Origin of the sequence: Thermobifida halotolerans (assembly GCF_003574835.2) — a bacterium.
GTDB classification, from domain to species: domain Bacteria; phylum Actinomycetota; class Actinomycetes; order Streptosporangiales; family Streptosporangiaceae; genus Thermobifida; species Thermobifida halotolerans.
Window position 1 is genome coordinate 4,207,164 of sequence record NZ_CP063196.1, and the last position, 18,667, is coordinate 4,225,830.

Here is an 18,667-nt window from a genome sequence, read left to right on the forward strand (position 1 = left end):
GGGCACGGCCTCGGTCCGATTCGAGGAATGCAGAGGTAGACGGCGATGCCGGCGATCACGCTCGTTGGGGCCCAGTGGGGGGATGAGGGGAAGGGGAAGGCAACCGACCTTGTCGGCGGCCGCGTTGACTACGTGGTCCGGTACCAGGGCGGCAACAACGCGGGCCACACCGTGGTCATCGGCGACCAGAAGTACGCTCTGCACCTGCTTCCGTCGGGCATCCTCTCCCCCGACGTGGTTCCGGTGATCGCCAACGGCGTCGTCATCGACCCGGCGGTGCTGTTCGAGGAGCTCGACGGCCTGGTCCAGCGCGGCGTCGACACCTCGCGCCTGCTGATCTCGGCGAACGCGCACCTGATCATGCCCTACCACCGGGCACTGGACAAGGTCAGCGAGCGCTTCCTCGGCAAGGGCCGCATCGGCACCACCGGCCGCGGCATCGGCCCCACCTACGCCGACAAGATCTCCCGCGCGGGCGTGCGCGTACAGGACATGTTCGACGCCAAGATCCTGCGCAAGAAGCTGGAGCTGGCGCTCAACGACAAGAACCAGATCCTCACCAAGGTGTACAACCGCCGTGGCCTGGACCTGGACCGCATCCTCGACGAGTACCTGGGCTACGCGGAGAAGCTGCGCCCCTACGTGGCCGACACCTCGCTGGTGCTGAACCGGGCGCTGGACGAGGGAAGGACCGTCTTCCTGGAGGGGTCGCAGGGCACCCTGCTGGACATCGACCACGGCACCTACCCGTTCGTCACCTCCTCCTCCCCCACCGCGGGCGGCGCGTGCGCGGGGTCGGGCATCGGCCCCACCCGCATCACCAAGGTCATCGGCATCCTGAAGTCCTACACCACCCGTGTCGGCTCGGGCCCGTTCCCCACCGAACTGGAGGACGAGTGGGGCGAGTGGCTGCGCTCCCAGGGGCACGAGTACGGCGTCACCACCGGCCGCAACCGCCGTTGCGGCTGGTTCGACGCGCCGATCGCCCGCTACGCCACCCGGGTCAACGGCATCACCGACTTCTTCCTCACCAAGCTCGACGTGCTGTCGGGGCTGGAGCGCGTCCCGGTGTGCGTCGCCTACGACGTCGACGGCGTGCGGCACGACGAGATCCCCATGACGCAGACGGAGTTCCACCACGCCAGGCCGGTCTACGAGTACCTCGACGGCTGGGGCGACGACATCACCGGCGCGCGGTCCTTCGAGGACCTGCCGAAGAACGCGCAGGTGTACGTGCGGACGCTGGAGGAGCTGTCGGGCGCGCCGATCTCCGCCATCGGCGTCGGCCCCGGTCGGGACCAGACCCTGGAACTGCGTCCTCTCGTGTAGTCGCGGCCCGCGGCGGCGGAGCGTCCGCCCCGCGGGACGGGCGCGGTGTGCGGAGGCGCTCCGGACGCCGCGCCGTTTCCCCATTCCCCCCTCGAAACCAATAGGGTCCATTGCTGTGAAAGCCCTCGTGATCGGCGGCGGAGGCCGCGAACACGCGCTGGTGCGCGCGTTGTCCCTCGACCCCGGTGTGACCAGCCTGCACTGCGCCCCCGGCAACCCGGGGACCTCGGAGCTGGCGGAGAACCACGTCATCAACGTCACCGACGGCCTGGCCGTCACCGAACTGGCCGCGCGCATCGGCGCGGAGCTGGTGGTGGTCGGTCCGGAGGCCCCGCTGGTGGCCGGTGTCGCCGACGAACTGCGGCGGCGCGGCATCCCGGTGTTCGGCCCCGACCGGGCGGCGGCCCGGATCGAGGGTTCCAAGGCGTTCGCCAAGGAGGTCATGGCGGCGGCGGGCGTGCCCACCGCCGAGGCCCGGGTGTGCCGCACGGCGGCGCAGGTGTCCGAGGCGTTGGACCTGTTCGGCCCGCCCTACGTGGTCAAGGACGACGGCCTGGCGGCGGGCAAGGGCGTCGTGGTCACCGAGGACCGCGCGCTCGCCGAGCGGCACGCCCACGAGTGCGGCCGGGTGGTCATCGAGGAGTACCTGGACGGCCCCGAACTGTCGCTGTTCGCGCTCAGCGACGGCCGCAACACGGTGCCGCTGCTGCCCGCGCAGGACTTCAAGCGCGCCTACGACGGCGACCGGGGCCCCAACACCGGCGGCATGGGCGCCTACGCGCCGCTGCCGTGGGCTCCGCCGGGGCTGGTCGACGAGGTCATGGAGACCGTGGTGCGTCCCACCGTCGCCGAGATGGACCGGCGCGGCACGCCCTACCAGGGGCTGCTGTACGCGGGGCTGGCGCTGACCTCGCGCGGGGTGCGCGTGGTGGAGTTCAACGCCCGCTTCGGCGACCCCGAGACCCAGGTGGTGCTGGACCGGTTGGCCACTCCGCTGGGCGCGCTGCTGCAGGCCGCCGACACCGGGAACCTGGGCGGGGTGTCGGCGCTGGAGTGGCGTCCGGGCGCGGCCGTCACCGTGGTGGTGGCCGCCGAGAACTACCCGGGCGACCCGGTCAGGGGCGACCTGGTCGGCGGTCTGGCCGAGGCCAACGCGGTGGAGGGCGCCTACGTCCTGCACGCGGGCACCGCCTGGAGCGGCGCGCACGACGTCAAGGCCAACGGCGGGCGGGTGCTGAGCGTGGTGGGCTCGGGCGCCGACCTCGCCGAGGCCCGCGAGCGCGCCTACGAGGCGGTCGGCCGGATCGAGCTGCGCGGGTCCTTCCACCGCACCGACATCGCGGAGCGGGCGGCGCTGGGGCGGGGCTGAACGGCGGCTTCCGCGCGGAGTTCTCGTTCTCCTGACACGGGGCGACGGCCCCGACACCCTTGACCTATGAGCGGAAAGGTAAAGGTTGAGCGGCGTCGCGCTCGTCGCCCCGGACGCATCTCCACCAAGCACCAGGTCACCATCCCGGTCGCCCAACTGGAGGAAGCGGGCCTGGCTCCGGGCGACGAGGTCGAATTCGTCGTGACGAGCCCCGGACGGATCGAGATCAGACGCCCCAGGAGCCGCTTCGAGAGCGTCATCGGGACGGTCCCCCACCTTGAGGACTACGTCGACATCGACGAACTGCGCAACGAGTGGGAACGCTGATGGCCACGGCAGTCCTTGCCAGCGGTGTCATCATCGCCCTGCTCAGTCCGACAGACGTCTTCCACACCACGGCGTCCCAGGCGGTGATGCGCGGGGAAGCTGGTGGGGATGCGATCGTCGTCTCCGCCTCGGCCTGGGCAGAAGTCCTGGCCGGCTCGGTTCGCAAGGGCCCCGAGGCTGTCACCGACACTGAGCGCCTCCTCCACACGCTGGACGACGTGATCGACGTGGACCAGGAGATCGCTGCCCATGCGGCCCGCCTCCGAACGGACGACCTCAGCATCCGTCTTCCGGATGCCTTCGTGGCGGCCACCGCTCAGGTGTTGGAGGACGGTGTGCTGCTCACCACGGACACCGCGCTCGCGGAGAAGATCGCCCCCGGTCTCGCCGAACTCGTCACCGTCTGACCCGCCTGCCCATGCTCCTGAGACAATGGGAGCGTGATCGAGCGCTACACCCTTCCGGAAATGGGGCGCGTCTTCAGCGACGCCCACAAGTACGAGCTCTGGTGCCAGGTGGAGACCCTGGTCATGGAGGCCCACGCGGCGGCCGGGACCATTCCCGCCGACTCGGTGGAGCCGGTCCGCCAGGCGCCTCCGCCCACGCCCGAGCGGGTGGCCGAGATCGAGGCGGTGACCCAGCACGACGTCATCGCGTTCCTGACCGCCTGGGCCGACAACACCGAGCCGCGCGAGGCCGCCAAGTGGGTGCACTTCGGCATGACCTCCTCCGACCTGCTGGACACCGCGCTGGCCGCGCAACTGGTCGAGGCCACCGACATCCTGCTGGCCAAGGCCGACGCACTGGTGGCGGTGCTGCGCGACCACGCGCTGGAGCACCGCCGGACGCTGCGGGTGGGCCGCACGCACGGCATCCACGGCGAGCCCGACGTGTGGGGACACCGGGTCGCCGACTTCGCGTTCGGCATGGCGCGCTCCCGCGACCGGCTGCGCCGCGCCCGCGAGGCCGTGGGCGTGATGGCGATCTCCGGACCGGTGGGCACCTACTCCAACATCGACCCCGCCGTCGAGGACTACGTCGCCGAGAAGCTGGGGCTGCGTCCCGCGGACGTGTCCACCCAGGTGGTGCTGCGCGACGGCATCTCCGAGTGGGTGAGCGCGCTGGCGGTCGTCGCGACCGTCTGCGAGGCGATCGCGCTGGAGGTCCGGCACGGCCAGCGCACCGAGGTGCGGGAGCTGTGGGAGCCGTTCGGCAAAGGGCAGAAGGGGTCCAGCGCCATGCCCCACAAGAAGAACCCGATCCTGTCGGAGCGCATCTGCGGCATGGCGCGGATCGTGCGCGCCCAGATCGTGCCGGTCATGGAGGGCATCCCGCTGTGGCACGAGCGCGACATCTCCCACTCCTCCACCGAGCGCATCGCGCTGCCGGACGCGGCCGTCGCCACCGACTACCTGCTGCACCTGACCACCCGCCTGGTGAGCGGCCTGGTCGTGGACGCCGAGCGGATGCGGCACAACCTGGACTCCACCAACGGCCTCATCTACTCCTCGACGGTGGTCTCCGAGCTGATCGAGACCGGTCTGTCGCGTGAGGACGTCTACGCGCTGGTGCAGGCCGCCGCCATGCGCACCTGGGAGACCGGTGTCGCGTTCCGGCAGACCCTGCGCGAGCAGGCCGAGAAGGACGGCGTGGAACTGGACGAGGCGCGACTGGACGAGGTGTGCCGTCCCGAGCGGTTCGTGCGCCGCCTCGACCGCGTCTTCGACCGGTTGCAGAACCTGAACTGACCGTCGGCCCGTGTCGTCCGCGCCTTCGGCGGTCCCGCCGCCGAAGGCGCGTCCCTCGTAGATCGGAAAAGACCACCATGAGCGGTTTCGTCGACAAGCCGGTGCCCGTCGAGGTGCCGGGCCTCACCCACCTGCACACCGGCAAGGTGCGCGACCTGTACGCCACCGGGTCGGGGGACCTGGTCATGGTGGCCAGCGACCGGGTGTCGGCCTTCGACTGGGTGCTGCCCACCGAGATCCCCGACAAGGGGCGGCTGCTCACGCAGCTGTCGCTGTGGTGGTTCGAGCAACTGTCCGACCTGGTGGACAACCACGTGATCTCCGACGTGCCGCCGAAGGGCGCTCCGACCGACTGGGCGGGGCGCACCCTCGTCTGCCGCAGGCTCGACATGGTCCCGGTGGAGTGCGTGGCGCGCGGCTACCTGACGGGTTCCGGGCTGAGCGAGTACAGCGCCACCGGGTCGGTGTGCGGTGTGCCGCTGCCCGGGGGGCTGGTGGACGGTTCGCGGCTGGACCGGGCGATCTTCACCCCGGCGATCAAGGCCGAGGTGGGCGAGCACGACGAGAACGTGTCGTTCGACACGGTGGCGCGGCTGCACGGTTCGGCGCTGGCGACCCGGCTGCGTGAGCTGACCCTGGGCCTGTACACGCGGGGCCGTGCGATCGCCGAGGAGCGCGGCATCCTGCTGGCCGACACCAAGTTCGAGTTCGGGCGCGACACCGACGGCTCCCTCGTCCTCGCCGACGAGGTCTTCACCCCCGACTCGTCGCGGTTCTGGCCGCGGGAGGAGTGGCGTCCGGGGCGGCCCCAGCCCTCGTTCGACAAGCAGATCATCCGTGACTGGCTGTCCTCTCCCGCGTCGGGGTGGGACCGCGCCTCCGAGACGCCGCCCCCGTCGCTGCCCGACGAGGTGGTGGAGCACACCCGCGCCAGGTATGTCGAGGTGTTCGTGCGGTTGACCGGACGTACGCCTGATTTTGTCGGTGATTGACGACATTTCCCCAGGTCAAAATGTGTTGTATGGTCGATCGCGCAACGCCGTTCCACTGAAGGTGTGCCCGGTTCGCACCGGTGCGACGTAAAGTGGTGGGCGGCGCCCTGAGCACCCCGAACAGGTGTGAAGTATCTGTAGTGGTGCCAGAAGACGTCACAGAATCGCCCAGAAAGCATGAAACCGGGCACAGGTGGTGTGACCATGCCATTAAGCCTGCGATCACCGCGCCACTCGCGGCCGGGAAAGTGCGTTGCCGCAAAGGTGTCGCCGGTCGGCTAGCAACCGAACCCTTCTCGTCGGAACCCGCCGCGCACTTTCCTCATCAGATACTCCAGTAGGTCACACCGACGGGACCAACTTTGAATTTCCGCCTCACGAAGGAGCCGAAGAGCATGGGCCAGGAGGTTCGCTACCGCGTCCGCGGCGGTCATGCCCTGAACGGAACCGCGTTCATCCAGGGTGCGAAGAACGCTGTCTTGCCGATGATCGGCGCGGCCCTGCTCGCGTCCAAAGGTCGGACCGTTCTGCGGAACGTCCCCATCATCGAAGACGTCCGCCGGGCCGTCGAACTCGCCGAGTTCGTGGGCGCCAAGGTCGAGTTCCACGAGGCGGAGCGGACCATCGTCATCGACGCCTCCCACCTGAACGGCACCTCGCGCGCGGTGCTGCCCGCCGACATCGCCGCCCGCTTCCGCGGCTCGGTGCTGTTCGTCCCCGCACTCATGCACCGCATGGGCCACGTCCGCATCGAGGGTGTGGGCGGCTGCAACCTGGGCAGCCGCAACCTCGACTTCCACTACCGGGGCTTCGCCCGCCTGGGCGCCGAGGTCATCGAGGACGCCGAGCGCAACCACATCAACGTGACCGCGGGCAACCTCAAGGGCGGTCGCCTCTACCTCGACACCCCGTCGCACACGGGCACCGAGAACCTGATCATGGCCGCGGTGCTCACCCCGGGCACCACCGTCATCGAACACGCCGCGCTGGAGCCCGAGGTCCTCGACGTCATCGAGTTCCTGGGCCGCATGGGCGCCAAGATCAGCGGCGGCGGCACCGGTCTGATCACCGTCGAGGGCGTTCCGGAGCTCACCGCGGTCGAGCACACCATCATGTCGGACCGGATCGACGCCGGCGTGTTCGCGATGATGACCGCGGCGACCGGCGGCGACGTCAGCCTCGTCGGCGCGAACCTGGACCACCTGGGCGTGGCCCGCTGGAAGCTGGAGCAGATGGGCGTCCAGTTCAGCCAGCAGGGCGCGGTTCTGCGGGTGCGCCGCGACCCCTCCGTGCCGCTGCGTCCGATCAACGCGGTCACCTCCCCGTTCCCCGGTTTCGCCACGGACCTGCAGTCGCCGCTGATGGCGCTGGCGACGCTGGCCGACGGGGAGAGCTACATCCACGAGGCCATCTACGACGGCCGTTTCGCGCTCGCCGACGAGCTCACCAAGATGGGCGCCAAGATCGAGGTCGACGGCACGCGCGCCATCGTGCACGGCCCCACCGCCCTGCGGGGTTCCGAGGTCATCGCGCACGACCTGCGCAGCGGCGCCGCGGCGATCCTCGCCGGCCTGGTCGCCGAGGGCGAGACGATCGTGGCCCCCGCCTACCCGGTGGACCGCGGTCACTCCCAGTTCGCCACCCGCCTGTCCGCGCTGGGCGCCGACATCGTCCGGGAAGAACTCGACTGACCCGAAGATCCCAGTCCACGTGGGCGGGAAGGCACCCTTCCCGCCCACGTGTTTTGACGTTCTATGGGAAACGATCTTCACTGGCACTCAACAATGGGTACGATCGCCGCAATGCCGCGACAGAAAGAGCATGGGTCGGAACCGGTGGGCGCACAGAGTGCAGAGTGTGAAATGGTAGCGGGGAGCAACCCGAGGTGAGTGCGCAGCGTACTGGCGATTTGACAATTGGTGTCATCGGGCCGCACGAGGTTGTCGAACGCGTCATGTTGATGGGGCCGGGATCGACCGGACCGCTCAATGCCAGACTCATCGCAGCCGCCTATCGGGACGAGCAGGAAGCCACCGACAAGGTGCTCCGGCTGGGTTCGGCGATCGACGCGTACCTGTTCGCGAGTCCCGTGCCGTATGAGTTCGCCCGCAAGGCCGGTGTGCTGACGATGCCGGCCACCTACGTGCCGCTCAGCGGAGCGAGTCTGCACGAGGCGCTGCTGCGCGCCACCCTGGACGAGCGTTTCGACCCCACCAGGGCCAGCCTGGACGTGCTCAGCCGCACCGACGTGGTCGAGGCGTACTCCGAGGTCGATCTGCCCGTGGACGGCCTCCACGTGCACGAGGAGCTCGCCGGGACGGCCACGCTCACCGCCTTCCACGAGGGGCTGTGGCGGCGCAAGATCACCAGGATGGCCATCACCTGCGTGCGGGGGGTCGCCGAGCGTCTGGACGCCATCGGCGTGCCGAACCTGCGGCTGCGCCCCACCACGGCGGGGGTGCGCAGCGCGTTGCAGACCGCGGGTCTGCTGGGCGCCCACCACCGGTTGGAGGAGGCCCAGTTGGGCGTGGTGATCGTGGACGTGCCCACGCTGCGTGACTCCAGCCGCCGCTCCACGCCCCGCTACTGGCGCGACGAGCTCCGCCTGTCGCTGTACCGGCTGCTGATGCAGGAGGCGCACCGGATCAACGCGACGGCCCACCAGGTGGACGACCACACCTTCATGGTGACCGCCACCAGGGGGTCGCTGGTGACGGCGACCGAGGGGTTCCGCAAGCCGCCGTTCGTGGAGCGCGCCAAGACGGAGCTGGGCATCGCCGTCGAGGTGGGCATCGGCATGGGGCGCACCACCCAGGACGCCGAGACACACGCCAGGGCGGCGCTGAACCGCGCCCAGGCGACCCGGCAGAGTTTCGCGGTGGATCGGGAGGGGCGTTCCCTGGTGCCCGCTCAGCGTGCCCCACAGCGCCAGTCCGGCGAACCGCTGCGCACCAAGGGCCGCGAGACCCTGCTGCGGCTGTCGGAGAAGATCGCCGAGGAGGACGCGCCCCTGGTGGTGGACGCCGAGAGCGCGGGCCGGATGCTGGGGGTGACCCCGCGTACGGCCCGGCGGCTGCTGCGCACCCTGGTGGAGGAGGGGCTGGCCTGGCCGCTGCCGCCCAACCGCACCCTCCAACCGGGACGCCCCCGCCAGTTGTACCGCCTCATCGTGGAGAAGCTGGACAAGGACAAGGCGGAGAAGTAGCCGGACGATCCCGACGGATGAGGGCCGAGGTCGCGGAGAACGGCCCTCATCCGTCGGGATCACGGTGGGGCCGGGGTCAGCGCCGTTTCGGGTGGGCCCGGGCCGCCGCCAGGAAGGCGTCGTTGTCCTCGGGGGAGCCGATGCTGACCCGGGCTCCCTCGCCCGCGAAGGGGCGCACCGCGACTCCGGCGTTCTCGCAGGCGGCGGCGAAGTCGAGGGTGTCCTCCCCCAGCCGCAGCCAGACGAAGTTGGCCTCGGTCTCGGGAACGGTCCAGCCGTCGGCGACGAGCGCGCCGCGGACCCGTTCCCGCTCCTTGACGGTGGCCTCCACCCGTTCCAGCAGCTCCTGTTCGGCGTCCAGTGACGCCACCGCCGCCGCCTGGGCGAGGTGGTTGACCGCGAAGGGCACCATCGTCTTGCGCACGGCCTCCGCGACGTGGGGGTGGCCGACCAGGAAGCCCACGCGCAGCGCGGCCAGCCCGTAGGCCTTGGAGAAGGTGCGCAGCACCGCGACGTTGGGGCGGTCCCGGTACAGCCGCACCCCGTCGGGCACGTGCGGGTCCCGGACGTACTCGCGGTAGGCCTCGTCCAGGATCACCAGTACGTGGTCGGGGACCGCGTCGAGGAAGGCGGTCAGCTCCGTCTCGCGTACGGCCGTCCCGGTGGGGTTGTTCGGGTTGCACACGAACAGCAGGCGGGTGCGGTCGGTGACGGCCGCGGCGAGCGCGTCCAGGTCGTGGACCTCCTCCCGCAGCGGAACCTGCACCGGGGTGGCCCCCGACAGGCCGACCAGCAGCGGGTAGGCCTCGAACGAACGCCACGCGTAGACGACCTCCACCCCGGGTTCGGCCGCCGCCTCCAGAATCTGCTGGAGGATGCCCACCGAGCCCGCGCCCAGCGCCACGTGCTCTTCGGGAACCCCGAAGCGGCGGGCCAGCGCGGCGGTCAGCGCGGTCGCGGCGGGGTCGGGGTAGCGGTTGAGCTCGGCCGCCGCCTCCGCGACGGCCTCGCGCACCGAGGGCAGCGGACCGAAGGGGCTCTCGTTGGAGGAGAGCTTCGCCGATCTCCCGTCGGGACCGACGACCTTGCGTCCCGGCCGGTAGGGCGGGATCGAACCGAGCACCGCCCGGAAGTATGAGGTATTCCGCTCCGCCACCGTCGTCCTTCCTTGATACTGTGTGCAATCATCTGACTACTTCTCGGAGTCAGAGTCGGCTCTCCCCGTCCGGGAAGGCCACCCCTTCGCACGCCGGGAGAGCCGCACGGGCGTGCCACCGCGGTCGGTGAGTCCGCACAACCGCCACCGACGCGCTGCCACCCCTTTTCACCGCCTCCGGGCGAGACACCACAGAGAACAGGAACCACGTTTCATGAATCTTCCCAAGAAGCTGCTTACGGCCATTGTCGCGCCCCTGGGAGCCGCCGCGCTGCTCGGCGGCCTGGTCGGCTGTGGAGGCGACGACGGGACGGCCTCGGAGGACACCGCGACCGACTCGGCCGTCGACTCCCGGGAGGATGTGGCGTCCCGGCTCCACGAGGCCCAGTTGAGCGGGTTCCAGGGCCTCGAGCGGGTGGAGGAGGAGAGCCACGCGGGCCGCTACGGCGAACTCGACGCGGTGCGCGAGGCGGCGGAGAACCGCGACTCGGTCACCCTGGACAAACCGGAGTGCGCGGACCCCACGAGGCAGTGGGGGGAGTTGCCCGAGGTGCGCGAGGCTCCCGCCTCGCTGGCGCTCTTCAGGGGGGAGAACGGGGCCATCACCCACATCCTGCTGCGGCTGCCCGAGGACCTGGCCGCCCAGGCGGTCGACACCGTGCCCTCCGAGGAGTGCGCCACCTACGAGGCGACGATGGAGGACGGCAGCTCCCACTCGTACACGGTGCGCGAACTCGACATCGAGACGATCGGCGACCAGTCCCGGGGCATCGTCGTGGAGACGGAGAGCGAAGAGGGGGAGGCGCTGCTCTACAGCCTCCTCTACCGCGACGGCCAGCACCTGGGCGCGGTCTCCATGCTCGGCGGCCCCGACGCGGAGCAGCGGATCGTCGACTTCGCCACCGCCGCCCTGGACTACCAGAACGAGGTTCTGGGCTGAGTTTCCGAACTCCGCGGGTGGCGCCTGTCCGGCCGATCCACTACAGTTTCCACTGACTCGAACGCACGTTCGACTCCAGAGAGGGGAGGGGACATGACCACGGCAGCGTCCACGTCGGCCCGTAGGGCGATCCGGTCCGGCGTGGCGGGACAGTCCCCTCCCCCGCCCCGACACGGGTGACGGCGTCCGGACCGTTCTCACCCCGGTCCGGAAACGTCGGCCGAAGTCCCCGCCGCCGTGTCGGCGACCAGGGCGCGCACCTCGGGGCGCCGCCCGGCCACCTCGACCGCGAACACCACGTCGACCGTCCGCTCCCCGTCACGTCCCGCGAACCGGGCCAGCCACCAGCAGCCGTGCCGCCAGGTGTCGACCGGCTCGCCCGACGTCATCAGGGATCGCCTCTCCCGCCATTCGGCGCTGGCCCGCAGCCGCCGCAGCAACCGGCTCCGCGACACCTCCCGAAGCTCGCACGGTACGGGGGAGCGCAGCCGCACTCCGATCTCCCCGATCTCCGGGGACAGCGCGGCGATGACGACGACCTCCACGGCCAGCGCGGCCCCGTGCCAGAGGGTGGGATCAGCCAGCACCGCCCACCCGGGACGGGGCACCCCGACCGTGGCCGCCGCGGCGGCGAGGAACAGACCGCAGCGGGTCAGGCTGCGCCATCCGATCGGTTCGGTGCTCAGCCCGCCGAAGCAGCCGCATCCCATCTCCGGGTCGCGTCTGCGCATCTGGACGAGGGCCGCCAGACCGACGGCGAACACGACCGCGGTGGCGGTCCGGGCGGCCTCCGCCGCCGGCCCGGTCAGCGTCAGCAGCGCCACCGCGAGGACCGCCTCCAGGCCCGCGTGCGCAAGCGAGAACGGCCGCCGCAGCGGGACGGGGAGCAGCACCGCCGGTCCCTGCGCCGTGCGGTCCACGGCCTTGGCCACCGCGCCGAGCAGCAGCACGGCGGCCAGGACCGGCAGTTGGGCCTCACGAAGCGCTTCGATCACGGTGCACCCGCCGTCAGGGTCGCGGTGCAGCACCCGGCCTCGGGCTGTCCGCCCAGCGCCACGAAGGCGGCGAGGGTGAGTTGGGCGACTCGGCCGCGCTCCGGGGAACCGCAGGCGGTGCAGCGGTCGCAGAAGTGGCTGACCGCCGCGCCGCAGGCCACCACCGGAAGCACGGCGGCGATCCGGGCGCACTCGTTGACCAGGTGGACCGTCGCGCCGAGGGAGAGCAGCGGCAGCGGGGCGCACGGGGTCGCCCGGTCGCAGGCGGGGCCGCAGTCGCCGGTCCGGTCCAGGGCGGGATAGGCCACGCCCATGAGCGTGCCGGACGGGTCGGCGTGGGCACCGCCGGGCGCGGGGTCGTACCAGGACGCCGTTCCGGTCACGCGCATGCTTCCCCGGTGCACCGGGGGGCGCCGCGGTGCTTCCACCACGGGGTAGGGCGGCTGGGTGGTCGTGGGGACGAGGGCGTGGACGGTGCCGCCGTCGCGCACTCCGACGGCGTCGAACAGGTATCCCGGTTCCAGCCGGGGATGCCGTACCCGCATCCGACCGGAGGCCCGGTAGGGGATGACCGCGACGGCCGGTCCCCGGTCGTGTCCGGCGTCGACCCGCAGGGTGTCGCCGTCCACTGCGGTGATCACCCCGGTGATCCGGGCGAGGTCGGCCCAGACGCGCTCGACGACGAGTTCGGCGCCGGGGACGCAGCGGAGGAGCACGTCCTGCCCGGGACGCAGTTCGTGGGCCGCGCGGTCGCCGCCGTGCCAGAAGGTCGTCCGCGGGGTGAGGATGAAGCGCCGTTCCCCTTCGGGGGCGGCCAGGCCGAGCATGTGCGGGCTGATGTCGGTCAGCGTGCCCCGGACGACGTGGGCGGGCGCGCGGTCGGGCTCCGGCGCCGCGGCCGGGCCGAGCAGGGCGGCGGTCAGTCGGCGGCGGTCACGGGTCTCCGTTGCCAAGAGCACTCCCTCGCTCCGGGGGTCAGGTCGTGCGGCACCGCACCGTCGTCCACACGCTGTGGAAACTCCTCCATTCTCCCCCAGAGGCGCGCCCGCCCCGGTGGATCCCCTCCCGCCCGTGGCCCCGTCGGCCGAGGAGGGGCCGTTCCGCCGTCGCGGCACCGCCGCGTCCGCGACATGTCCGTCAACGCCCGCATTCACGGGACTTCGTGTCACATACTCGATCGATTTATTGGAAGATGGCGTTGAACAGGGCAAACGATGACACTCCCCGTGTCAGAGTGAAGAACGTGGGAGTGTGATCGAAAACACGTACCTCGGGGGTCGGTGGTCGTGTGAACGAAGCGACGCGAACCACGTACGACGAGTTCGCCGAGTACGTACGGCACCGTGGTCCCGCGCTGCGCCGCATGGCGCAGTCACTGACCGGCAACCACGCCGACGCCGAGGACCTGCTGCAGGCCGCGCTGATCAAGACCTTCTTCGCCTGGGACCGGATCACCAGCCCGAACGCCCGGGACGGCTACGTGCGCCGTGCGATGGTCAACACGCAGATCTCCGAGTGGCGGCGGCGCCGCCTGGACGTCTATCCCACCGACGAGATCCCCGAGCAGCGGATCGACGATCCGAGTTGGCGCACCGACCTGGCGGACGTCGTCAACCGAGCCGTCAACCGACTGCCCCACCGGCAGCGGCTCGCCGTCATCCTCCGCTACTACGAGGACATGTCCGAGGCCGAGATCGCCTCCGTGCTGGGGGTGAGTGTCGGCACGGTCAAGAGCACCGTCTCCCGCGCCGTGGCCAAACTCCGCCGCGACGCCGACCTCTCCGTCGAGCGCGCAGCCCCCTGACGCGCCCGCATCCGCCGCTTCTGTTTTGCACCTTGGCCACTTCTCTCTGTACGCTTGTTCCAGCCAGGAGGATTCGCCTAGTCCGGTCTATGGCGCCGCACTGCTAATGCGGTTAGGGTTCACGCCCTTCCGGGGTTCAAATCCCCGATCCTCCGCTCTCACGACCTGGGGTCTCTGTGTCGCTCATGCGGCCAAGAGCCCCAGGTCCTCTTGTTTGGGGAAGAACCTGGCGGAGGCTGGGCCCCAGGTCTCAGGTGGCCGGTGCCGGGAACTCGTCGAGGTTTGATGGCCGGATTCCGCGGCGGACACGGTTCCGCCGCCACTCCCGGCGAGGTCGAGGCATTCCACCGAACCCTCCAGAAGCGGCCCGCCCCGGACAGCCGGTGCGGAAAGCCCCACCCCCAGGGGTCTCCGCGAAGACCCCCGCGCCCACCGCAGAGCCGAACACCCACATCCCAGTCAGGAGCCCGGCGGGGCCGTCTCCCGGGCGCGGATCGCCCCGCATCCGCCCACGCCCGGTGCTTTTCCCCGCCCCGGTGGTGCGGGATGCTCGTGGAGTCCGTCGCGGGCGGATGCGGCGCCGGGGGCGTCTCGACCGTTCCGCCGCCGACGCACCCTTCGGGGGAGCTTCCCCGGACCATGCCTCTCCTCCGAGGCCGGGGCCGCAGCCCCCTCGGGACAGGGCCGTCCGGGAACTCCCTCCCCGGCGTCCCGGAAGCGGGCGTTCCCGGCGCGCACGGCCCATGCCGGATTTGGGGACGGCCCGCCGCCACGGGTCGCCTGCTTCCGGAAAGTGCGGTTCTGGAATGCCGTCTGTTGCACCCGCCCGGTCCGTGTCGGGAGGTTTCTCGGATTCCGGCCTCCTCCGGAAGGGTCCGTCGCGGCGACCCGATGCCGCCGACCGCGCCGGTACCGCTCGACAGCGGCGTCTCCTCCGGTGGGGGGAGTTTCCCGGGTCCTCGGCATCCTGGCGCCAGGACCGGACATCCGGTGGTCGCCCCAGAAGCGGTCCCCCCGGCCGCTCGAGGAGGGGGAGACAGCCGACACCCCCCATTTGAGGGTTTTGCCGGTTTTCTCCATTTACGAGGCGAAGAAAAGCCCCCTGAACAGGCCATTCAGAATTGCCAACACGGCTGGACCCAATTGCGGACCGAGGACAAATGGGCGATACGAAGACGGGTTCACATCACCCGCACCGGTCCCCGTCCCCGGCGTTCGGCCACGGGACGCACCCGTGCGGGGGAGCCGCACCGGCCCGGGCGGAGCTGCGGACCCGCCCTGCCCGCCCTCTTCGGGCGCTTCCCGGTATCGCCCCGACCGGTGCGGCTCCCCCGCGCCCACGGTCTTCACCGGCCCCGCTGGCCCGCCCCCGTGCTGCTGCGCCCCGCCTCCCGGCCCCGGGGCCCACGGAAAGCGCGGGGCGCCCTCGACGCCGAAAGGGCCGGGTGACGTCAGCGGATCGACCGCTGAGGAATGTCACCCGGCCCTCGGCACAGTCGGGTCGGCGGACCCGTCGCCGAGCATCACCCCCGAACCGCGTGGTACTCGTCCACGATCGCCTGGGGAATCCGGCCCCGGTCGCTGACCTGCTTGCCCGCGGCCTTGGCCCACGCCCGGATCTCCGCGCTCCTGTCCCGGTTGGGCGCGGTGCGCTGCTTGCCCCGGCCGGCGGCACGCTTGGCCGGGGCCTTACGGGCCGCCTCGACAAAAGGCGCGAGCGCGGCGCGGAGTCTCGCCGCGTTGTCACCGCTGAGGTCGATCTCGTAGGTGGAGCCGTCGATCCCGAACGAGACCGTCTCCTCGGCCTCTCCACCGTCGAGGTCGTCAATGAGAAGCACCTGAACCTTCTGCGCCATGAGGGCGGTCTCCATCCATCGGTTTAAGAGAGACTCTCGACACCAGACAAGCTATCTGGATAACCCCAACAGAATGGCAGGTTTCTCAGGATCCTCCGGCACTCCGTCTCAGGATCTTTATCTTTTCTATAGGATTCTGATAGATCGTACTCCGGCCCCGTCTATCCGTTTAAGAAACAGGACGCATTTTAGCTGTCGGGACCAGGAGAAACACGGCACGGGAAGCCTGTGCCCTCCGGAGGATACTACTATAAATCGTAACGAACGGCGGGCTTCCCGATATGTCGGAAACCGGATATGGCGGGGAAGCGCCACGGAACTCGCCGTCCTCTCCCCCGAAGAATCGCCTTTCGACGCCCGGAGCACCGTTCCGGCCTCCGGTCGGCGGTGCTCCCGGGCGGAGTGGCGTGTCAGTAGAGTTCCCTGGCGTACTGCTCGGTGTAGTAGCGCTCGATCTCCTCCAGCGCCTCGTCCCCGCGTTCCATGGCCTTGGCGAGACGGGCCCGGGACGGCACCGCGTCGGGCTGCCAGGTCTCCGGCCGCCACAGCGAGGACCGCAGGAACGCTTTGGCGCAGTGGTAGAACACCTGCTCGATCTCGACGACCAGTGCGAGCACGGGACGGTGGCCCCTGACGACCATCCGGTCGAAGAACGGCGCGTCCCGCACCACCCGGGCGCGGCCGTTGACGCGCAGTGTGTCACCACGGCCGGGGAGCAGGTAGATCAGACCGACGTGGGGGTTGGTCAGCACGTTCCGGAAACCGTCGAACCGCCGGTTGCCCTTGCGGTCGGGGATGGCGATCGTGGTGTCGTCGAGAACCAGGGTGAAGCCGGGAGGGTCGCCCTTGGGAGAGACGTCACAGCGGCCGTCCGCGCCGGACGTCGCGATGAGGCAGAAGGGGGAGGCGGCGAGCCACTTCCGGTCGAGTTCGTGCAGCGCCGCACGCTCCTTGGCCAGCGCCTGCGGTGCGGGGACACCGAGCAGCTCGGCGAGCTGGGCCTCCGAGGTGATCTCCACCAGACCGTCCTTCTCCATGACCGCCCCCAATTTCTGCCCCGGACGGCGCCAGATTAGCGCTCAATCGGTTAAGGAACCATGTTTTTCCTCCTCCCGGGCACTCTCACCCGCGCGTTGGGATACGCGCAGTCCGACGGAGGCCAGTTTGCGGACGGCGATGACGATGGCGGCCAGCGCGATGTCACTCCAGGAGGGGTCGGCGGTGAGGCGCAGCAGGCCCGCGGCGATGAGGAAGTCGACCAACACCCCCAGAGCCAGAACGGCCCGGCGTGTCCGGGCGAGACACACCGCGGCGGCCATCAGCCCCGCCGCGGTGACCAGCGGCACCAGGATCTGCACCGTAGCGGTCACGGCGCCGAGGACCCCCGTGTGCCCTGCTTCTGCTTCCCTTCCTGGTCGAGTTGGGCGCGCTCCTCGGCGATCTCCCGGGCGAGGAAGAAGTTCAGCGCGGTGCGGATCGCGGCGATCGCCGCCAACTGCCCGATCTCGACGAACGTCGGCGCCACCGCCGTGCGCAGGATGTCTCCGGCCAGTTGGAACTCCAACCCCAACGCCAGGAACCGGCCCAACCGCAGCCGGACCGCGGTGAAGTTTCGGCTTCCCGCACGGCGGCGCAACCCCACGACCAGGAACTGGACGAAGGCCCAGACCGCCCCCACGAAGATGACCAGTGCTCCCGCCGCCTCCACCAGGCGCACCAGCAGGTCCACGACCTCGTGCAGCAGCGGCTCGGGCAGCACGTTATGCAGCAGGTCCATGACCTATCGCTGACCGCGTCTCCGTCAGCCACACCCCCACGGCCTTCCCACTCCGAACACGCCGTCAGGAAGGCAGGCCGATGGCCTGCGCCACGGGCGCGGAGCCCAGGACGGCCCGGTAGACCTCCTCGTAGTTCCGCGCCATCGTCTCCCCGCCGAAGCGGCGGCACACATGCTCCCGGCAGGCCCGCGGGTCCAACCGGACGGCCTCGTCGACCGCCTCGGCCAGTTCGGTCCGCCGCGAGACGAGCACCCCGGTGACGCCGTCGCGCACCGTCTCCCGAAGCGCCCCCCGGCGGAACCCGACGACCGGAGTGCCGCACGCCATCGCCTCGACGGCCACCATGCCGAACGGCTCCTCCCACCGGACCGGGAAGAGCAGGCAGCATGCCCCGGCGAGCAGTTCCGACTTCTGCTTCCTGGACGCCTGCCCGACATAGTCCGTGTCGGAACCGAGCAGCGGACGGACCACCGCGTCGAAGTAGTCCCGCTCGTCGGGCTGGCTGCACTTGAGCGCGATCACGAGCCGCCGCCCGGCCTCCCGGGCCGCCTCGATCGCGATGTCGATTCCCTTGTCGGGGGTGCAGCGGCCCAGTACCAGCGTGTAGTCCTCCTTGACCGCGCGGAACGGGAACCGGTGCGGGGCCACCGCGTTGTGCACGGTCGCCGCCCACGGCAGGTCCGGTGCGGACCGCCGCTGGGCCTCGGAGACCGCGGCGATCCGGACGTCCCCGCGCAGGGACCGGTAGCACAGGGCCAGGTCCGGGGTGAGGAGCGAGTGCACGGTCGCCAGTGTGGGAGCCGTGCGCGCCGCGGCCATCAGCGGCCCCGCGACCGTGTGGTCGTGCACGAGGTCCGGCCGCAGTTCCGCGATGAGCCGCTGTGCCGCCGCGACGTGCGCGATCTCGACGGTGTGCTCCCCGATCCGCTCCTCCTGCGGCCGGCCGTAGGTGGTGCGGAGCTTCGCCCTGGTCCTGCGCCTGCCCACCCCTACGATCGTCACGTCGTGGCCGTGGTCGACGAGCCGGTCGGCAAGCTCTCCCAGCACCTCCTCGACCCCTCCGTACGCCACGGGCGGCACTTCGTACCAGGGCGGCGCCAACAGGACGAGACGCATCCGCGGACGGTCGGACGCGGTGGCGTTTTCCATGGTGGTCAACCTCCGGACG

General features: G+C 70.6%; 18 protein-coding genes and 1 tRNA gene. 11 read left to right on the top strand and 8 right to left on the bottom strand.

The genetic code is table 11. The features are described from left to right. Positions 1-45 precede the first annotated feature (45 nt). From NI17_RS18850 to NI17_RS18885, 8 genes are all read left to right on the top strand, one after another. A complete protein-coding gene (locus NI17_RS18850; RefSeq protein WP_119268180.1) occupies positions 46-1,329 on the top strand; it encodes an adenylosuccinate synthase in 1,284 nt (427 codons plus the stop codon). A 115-nt stretch (positions 1,330-1,444) separates the two neighbouring features. Then, positions 1,445-2,698, top strand: coding sequence for a phosphoribosylamine--glycine ligase (gene purD, locus NI17_RS18855; RefSeq protein WP_068691302.1), 1,254 nt, complete (start codon positions 1,445-1,447; stop codon positions 2,696-2,698). A 66-nt stretch (positions 2,699-2,764) separates the two neighbouring features. Then, on the top strand, positions 2,765-3,025 hold the full coding sequence (locus tag NI17_RS18860) for an AbrB/MazE/SpoVT family DNA-binding domain-containing protein (RefSeq protein WP_068691304.1): 261 nt from the start codon (positions 2,765-2,767) through the stop codon (positions 3,023-3,025). Beyond that, positions 3,025-3,432, top strand: coding sequence for a type II toxin-antitoxin system VapC family toxin (locus NI17_RS18865; RefSeq protein WP_068691306.1), 408 nt, complete (start codon positions 3,025-3,027; stop codon positions 3,430-3,432). Before NI17_RS18860 ends, NI17_RS18865 begins: the two co-directional genes overlap by 1 nt. A 33-nt stretch (positions 3,433-3,465) precedes the next feature. Continuing rightward, complete coding sequence (gene purB, locus NI17_RS18870) at positions 3,466-4,773, top strand: adenylosuccinate lyase (protein WP_068691308.1); 1,308 nt, start codon at positions 3,466-3,468, stop codon at positions 4,771-4,773. Between the two features lie 77 nt (positions 4,774-4,850). After that, positions 4,851-5,765 carry a phosphoribosylaminoimidazolesuccinocarboxamide synthase gene (locus NI17_RS18875; RefSeq protein ID WP_068691310.1) on the top strand — a complete coding sequence of 305 codons (915 nt, stop codon included), beginning with the start codon at positions 4,851-4,853 and terminating at the stop codon, positions 5,763-5,765. A gap of 395 nt (positions 5,766-6,160) precedes the next feature. After that, positions 6,161-7,456, top strand: coding sequence for a UDP-N-acetylglucosamine 1-carboxyvinyltransferase (murA, locus tag NI17_RS18880; RefSeq protein ID WP_068691312.1), 1,296 nt, complete (start codon positions 6,161-6,163; stop codon positions 7,454-7,456). Positions 7,457-7,719: 263 nt separating this feature from the next. Then, positions 7,720-8,970, top strand: coding sequence for a transcriptional regulator (locus NI17_RS18885; RefSeq protein ID WP_068691313.1), 1,251 nt, complete (start codon positions 7,720-7,722; stop codon positions 8,968-8,970). Between the two features lie 76 nt (positions 8,971-9,046). Here the strand turns inward: NI17_RS18885 and hisC are convergent, their stop codons facing one another. Continuing rightward, positions 9,047-10,126, bottom strand: a complete 1,080-nt coding sequence (hisC, locus tag NI17_RS18890; RefSeq protein ID WP_068691315.1) for a histidinol-phosphate transaminase — start codon at positions 10,124-10,126, stop codon at positions 9,047-9,049. A gap of 214 nt (positions 10,127-10,340) precedes the next feature. Between hisC and NI17_RS18895 the strand changes: the two genes are divergently transcribed. Continuing rightward, the gene (locus NI17_RS18895; protein WP_068691317.1) at positions 10,341-11,066 is read left to right on the top strand and encodes a hypothetical protein; all 726 of its coding nucleotides are present in this window, start codon (positions 10,341-10,343) and stop codon (positions 11,064-11,066) included. Between the two features lie 197 nt (positions 11,067-11,263). On the opposite strand, the gene NI17_RS18900 is transcribed toward NI17_RS18895, so the two are convergent. Together NI17_RS18900 and NI17_RS18905 are read right to left on the bottom strand one after the other, a co-directional pair. Then, complete coding sequence (locus tag NI17_RS18900) at positions 11,264-12,061, bottom strand: MauE/DoxX family redox-associated membrane protein (RefSeq protein WP_068691370.1); 798 nt, start codon at positions 12,059-12,061, stop codon at positions 11,264-11,266. After that, positions 12,058-13,014, bottom strand: a complete 957-nt coding sequence (locus NI17_RS18905) for a hypothetical protein (RefSeq protein ID WP_068691372.1) — start codon at positions 13,012-13,014, stop codon at positions 12,058-12,060. The genes NI17_RS18900 and NI17_RS18905 overlap by 4 nt, the downstream gene beginning before the upstream one ends. Positions 13,015-13,349: 335 nt before the next feature. Here NI17_RS18905 and NI17_RS18910 point away from each other — a divergent pair, with 335 nt between their 5' ends. Both NI17_RS18910 and NI17_RS18915 read left to right on the top strand, forming a co-directional pair. Next, positions 13,350-13,865, top strand: a complete 516-nt coding sequence (locus NI17_RS18910) for a SigE family RNA polymerase sigma factor (RefSeq protein WP_119268179.1) — start codon at positions 13,350-13,352, stop codon at positions 13,863-13,865. A 66-nt stretch (positions 13,866-13,931) separates the two neighbouring features. Then, positions 13,932-14,020 (top strand) — tRNA-Ser (locus tag NI17_RS18915). A 1,368-nt stretch (positions 14,021-15,388) separates the two neighbouring features. Here the strand turns inward: NI17_RS18915 and NI17_RS18920 are convergent. The 5 genes from NI17_RS18920 to NI17_RS18940 form a co-directional block, all read right to left on the bottom strand. Next, positions 15,389-15,721, bottom strand: a complete 333-nt coding sequence (locus tag NI17_RS18920; RefSeq protein ID WP_068691374.1) for a histone-like nucleoid-structuring protein Lsr2 — start codon at positions 15,719-15,721, stop codon at positions 15,389-15,391. A gap of 410 nt (positions 15,722-16,131) precedes the next feature. Continuing rightward, a complete protein-coding gene (locus NI17_RS18925) occupies positions 16,132-16,758 on the bottom strand; it encodes a pyridoxamine 5'-phosphate oxidase family protein (RefSeq protein ID WP_068691319.1) in 627 nt (208 codons plus the stop codon). A 42-nt stretch (positions 16,759-16,800) separates the two neighbouring features. After that, a complete protein-coding gene (locus NI17_RS18930; protein ID WP_068691321.1) occupies positions 16,801-17,091 on the bottom strand; it encodes a DUF1622 domain-containing protein in 291 nt (96 codons plus the stop codon). Further along, complete coding sequence (locus NI17_RS18935; protein WP_068691323.1) at positions 17,088-17,498, bottom strand: DUF1622 domain-containing protein; 411 nt, start codon at positions 17,496-17,498, stop codon at positions 17,088-17,090. Before NI17_RS18935 ends, NI17_RS18930 begins: the two co-directional genes overlap by 4 nt. Before the next feature lie 64 nt (positions 17,499-17,562). Further along, positions 17,563-18,648 carry a glycosyltransferase family 4 protein gene (locus NI17_RS18940; RefSeq protein ID WP_068691325.1) on the bottom strand — a complete coding sequence of 362 codons (1,086 nt, stop codon included), beginning with the start codon at positions 18,646-18,648 and terminating at the stop codon, positions 17,563-17,565. Positions 18,649-18,667: the final 19 nt, after the last annotated feature.

Coding starts and splice junctions, on each gene's coding strand:
- NI17_RS18850 (WP_119268180.1), top strand. CDS start 46: ATGCCGGCGATCACGCTCGTTGGGGCCCAGTGGGGGGATGAGGGGAAG.
- NI17_RS18860 (WP_068691304.1), top strand. CDS start 2,765: ATGAGCGGAAAGGTAAAGGTTGAGCGGCGTCGCGCTCGTCGCCCCGGA.
- NI17_RS18865 (WP_068691306.1), top strand. CDS start 3,025: ATGGCCACGGCAGTCCTTGCCAGCGGTGTCATCATCGCCCTGCTCAGT.
- NI17_RS18875 (WP_068691310.1), top strand. CDS start 4,851: ATGAGCGGTTTCGTCGACAAGCCGGTGCCCGTCGAGGTGCCGGGCCTC.
- murA (WP_068691312.1), top strand. CDS start 6,161: ATGGGCCAGGAGGTTCGCTACCGCGTCCGCGGCGGTCATGCCCTGAAC.
- NI17_RS18885 (WP_068691313.1), top strand. CDS start 7,720: ATGTTGATGGGGCCGGGATCGACCGGACCGCTCAATGCCAGACTCATC.
- NI17_RS18895 (WP_068691317.1), top strand. CDS start 10,341: ATGAATCTTCCCAAGAAGCTGCTTACGGCCATTGTCGCGCCCCTGGGA.
- NI17_RS18920 (WP_068691374.1), bottom strand. CDS start 15,721: ATGGCGCAGAAGGTTCAGGTGCTTCTCATTGACGACCTCGACGGTGGA.
- NI17_RS18925 (WP_068691319.1), bottom strand. CDS start 16,758: ATGGAGAAGGACGGTCTGGTGGAGATCACCTCGGAGGCCCAGCTCGCC.
- NI17_RS18935 (WP_068691323.1), bottom strand. CDS start 17,498: ATGGACCTGCTGCATAACGTGCTGCCCGAGCCGCTGCTGCACGAGGTC.
- NI17_RS18940 (WP_068691325.1), bottom strand. CDS start 18,648: ATGGAAAACGCCACCGCGTCCGACCGTCCGCGGATGCGTCTCGTCCTG.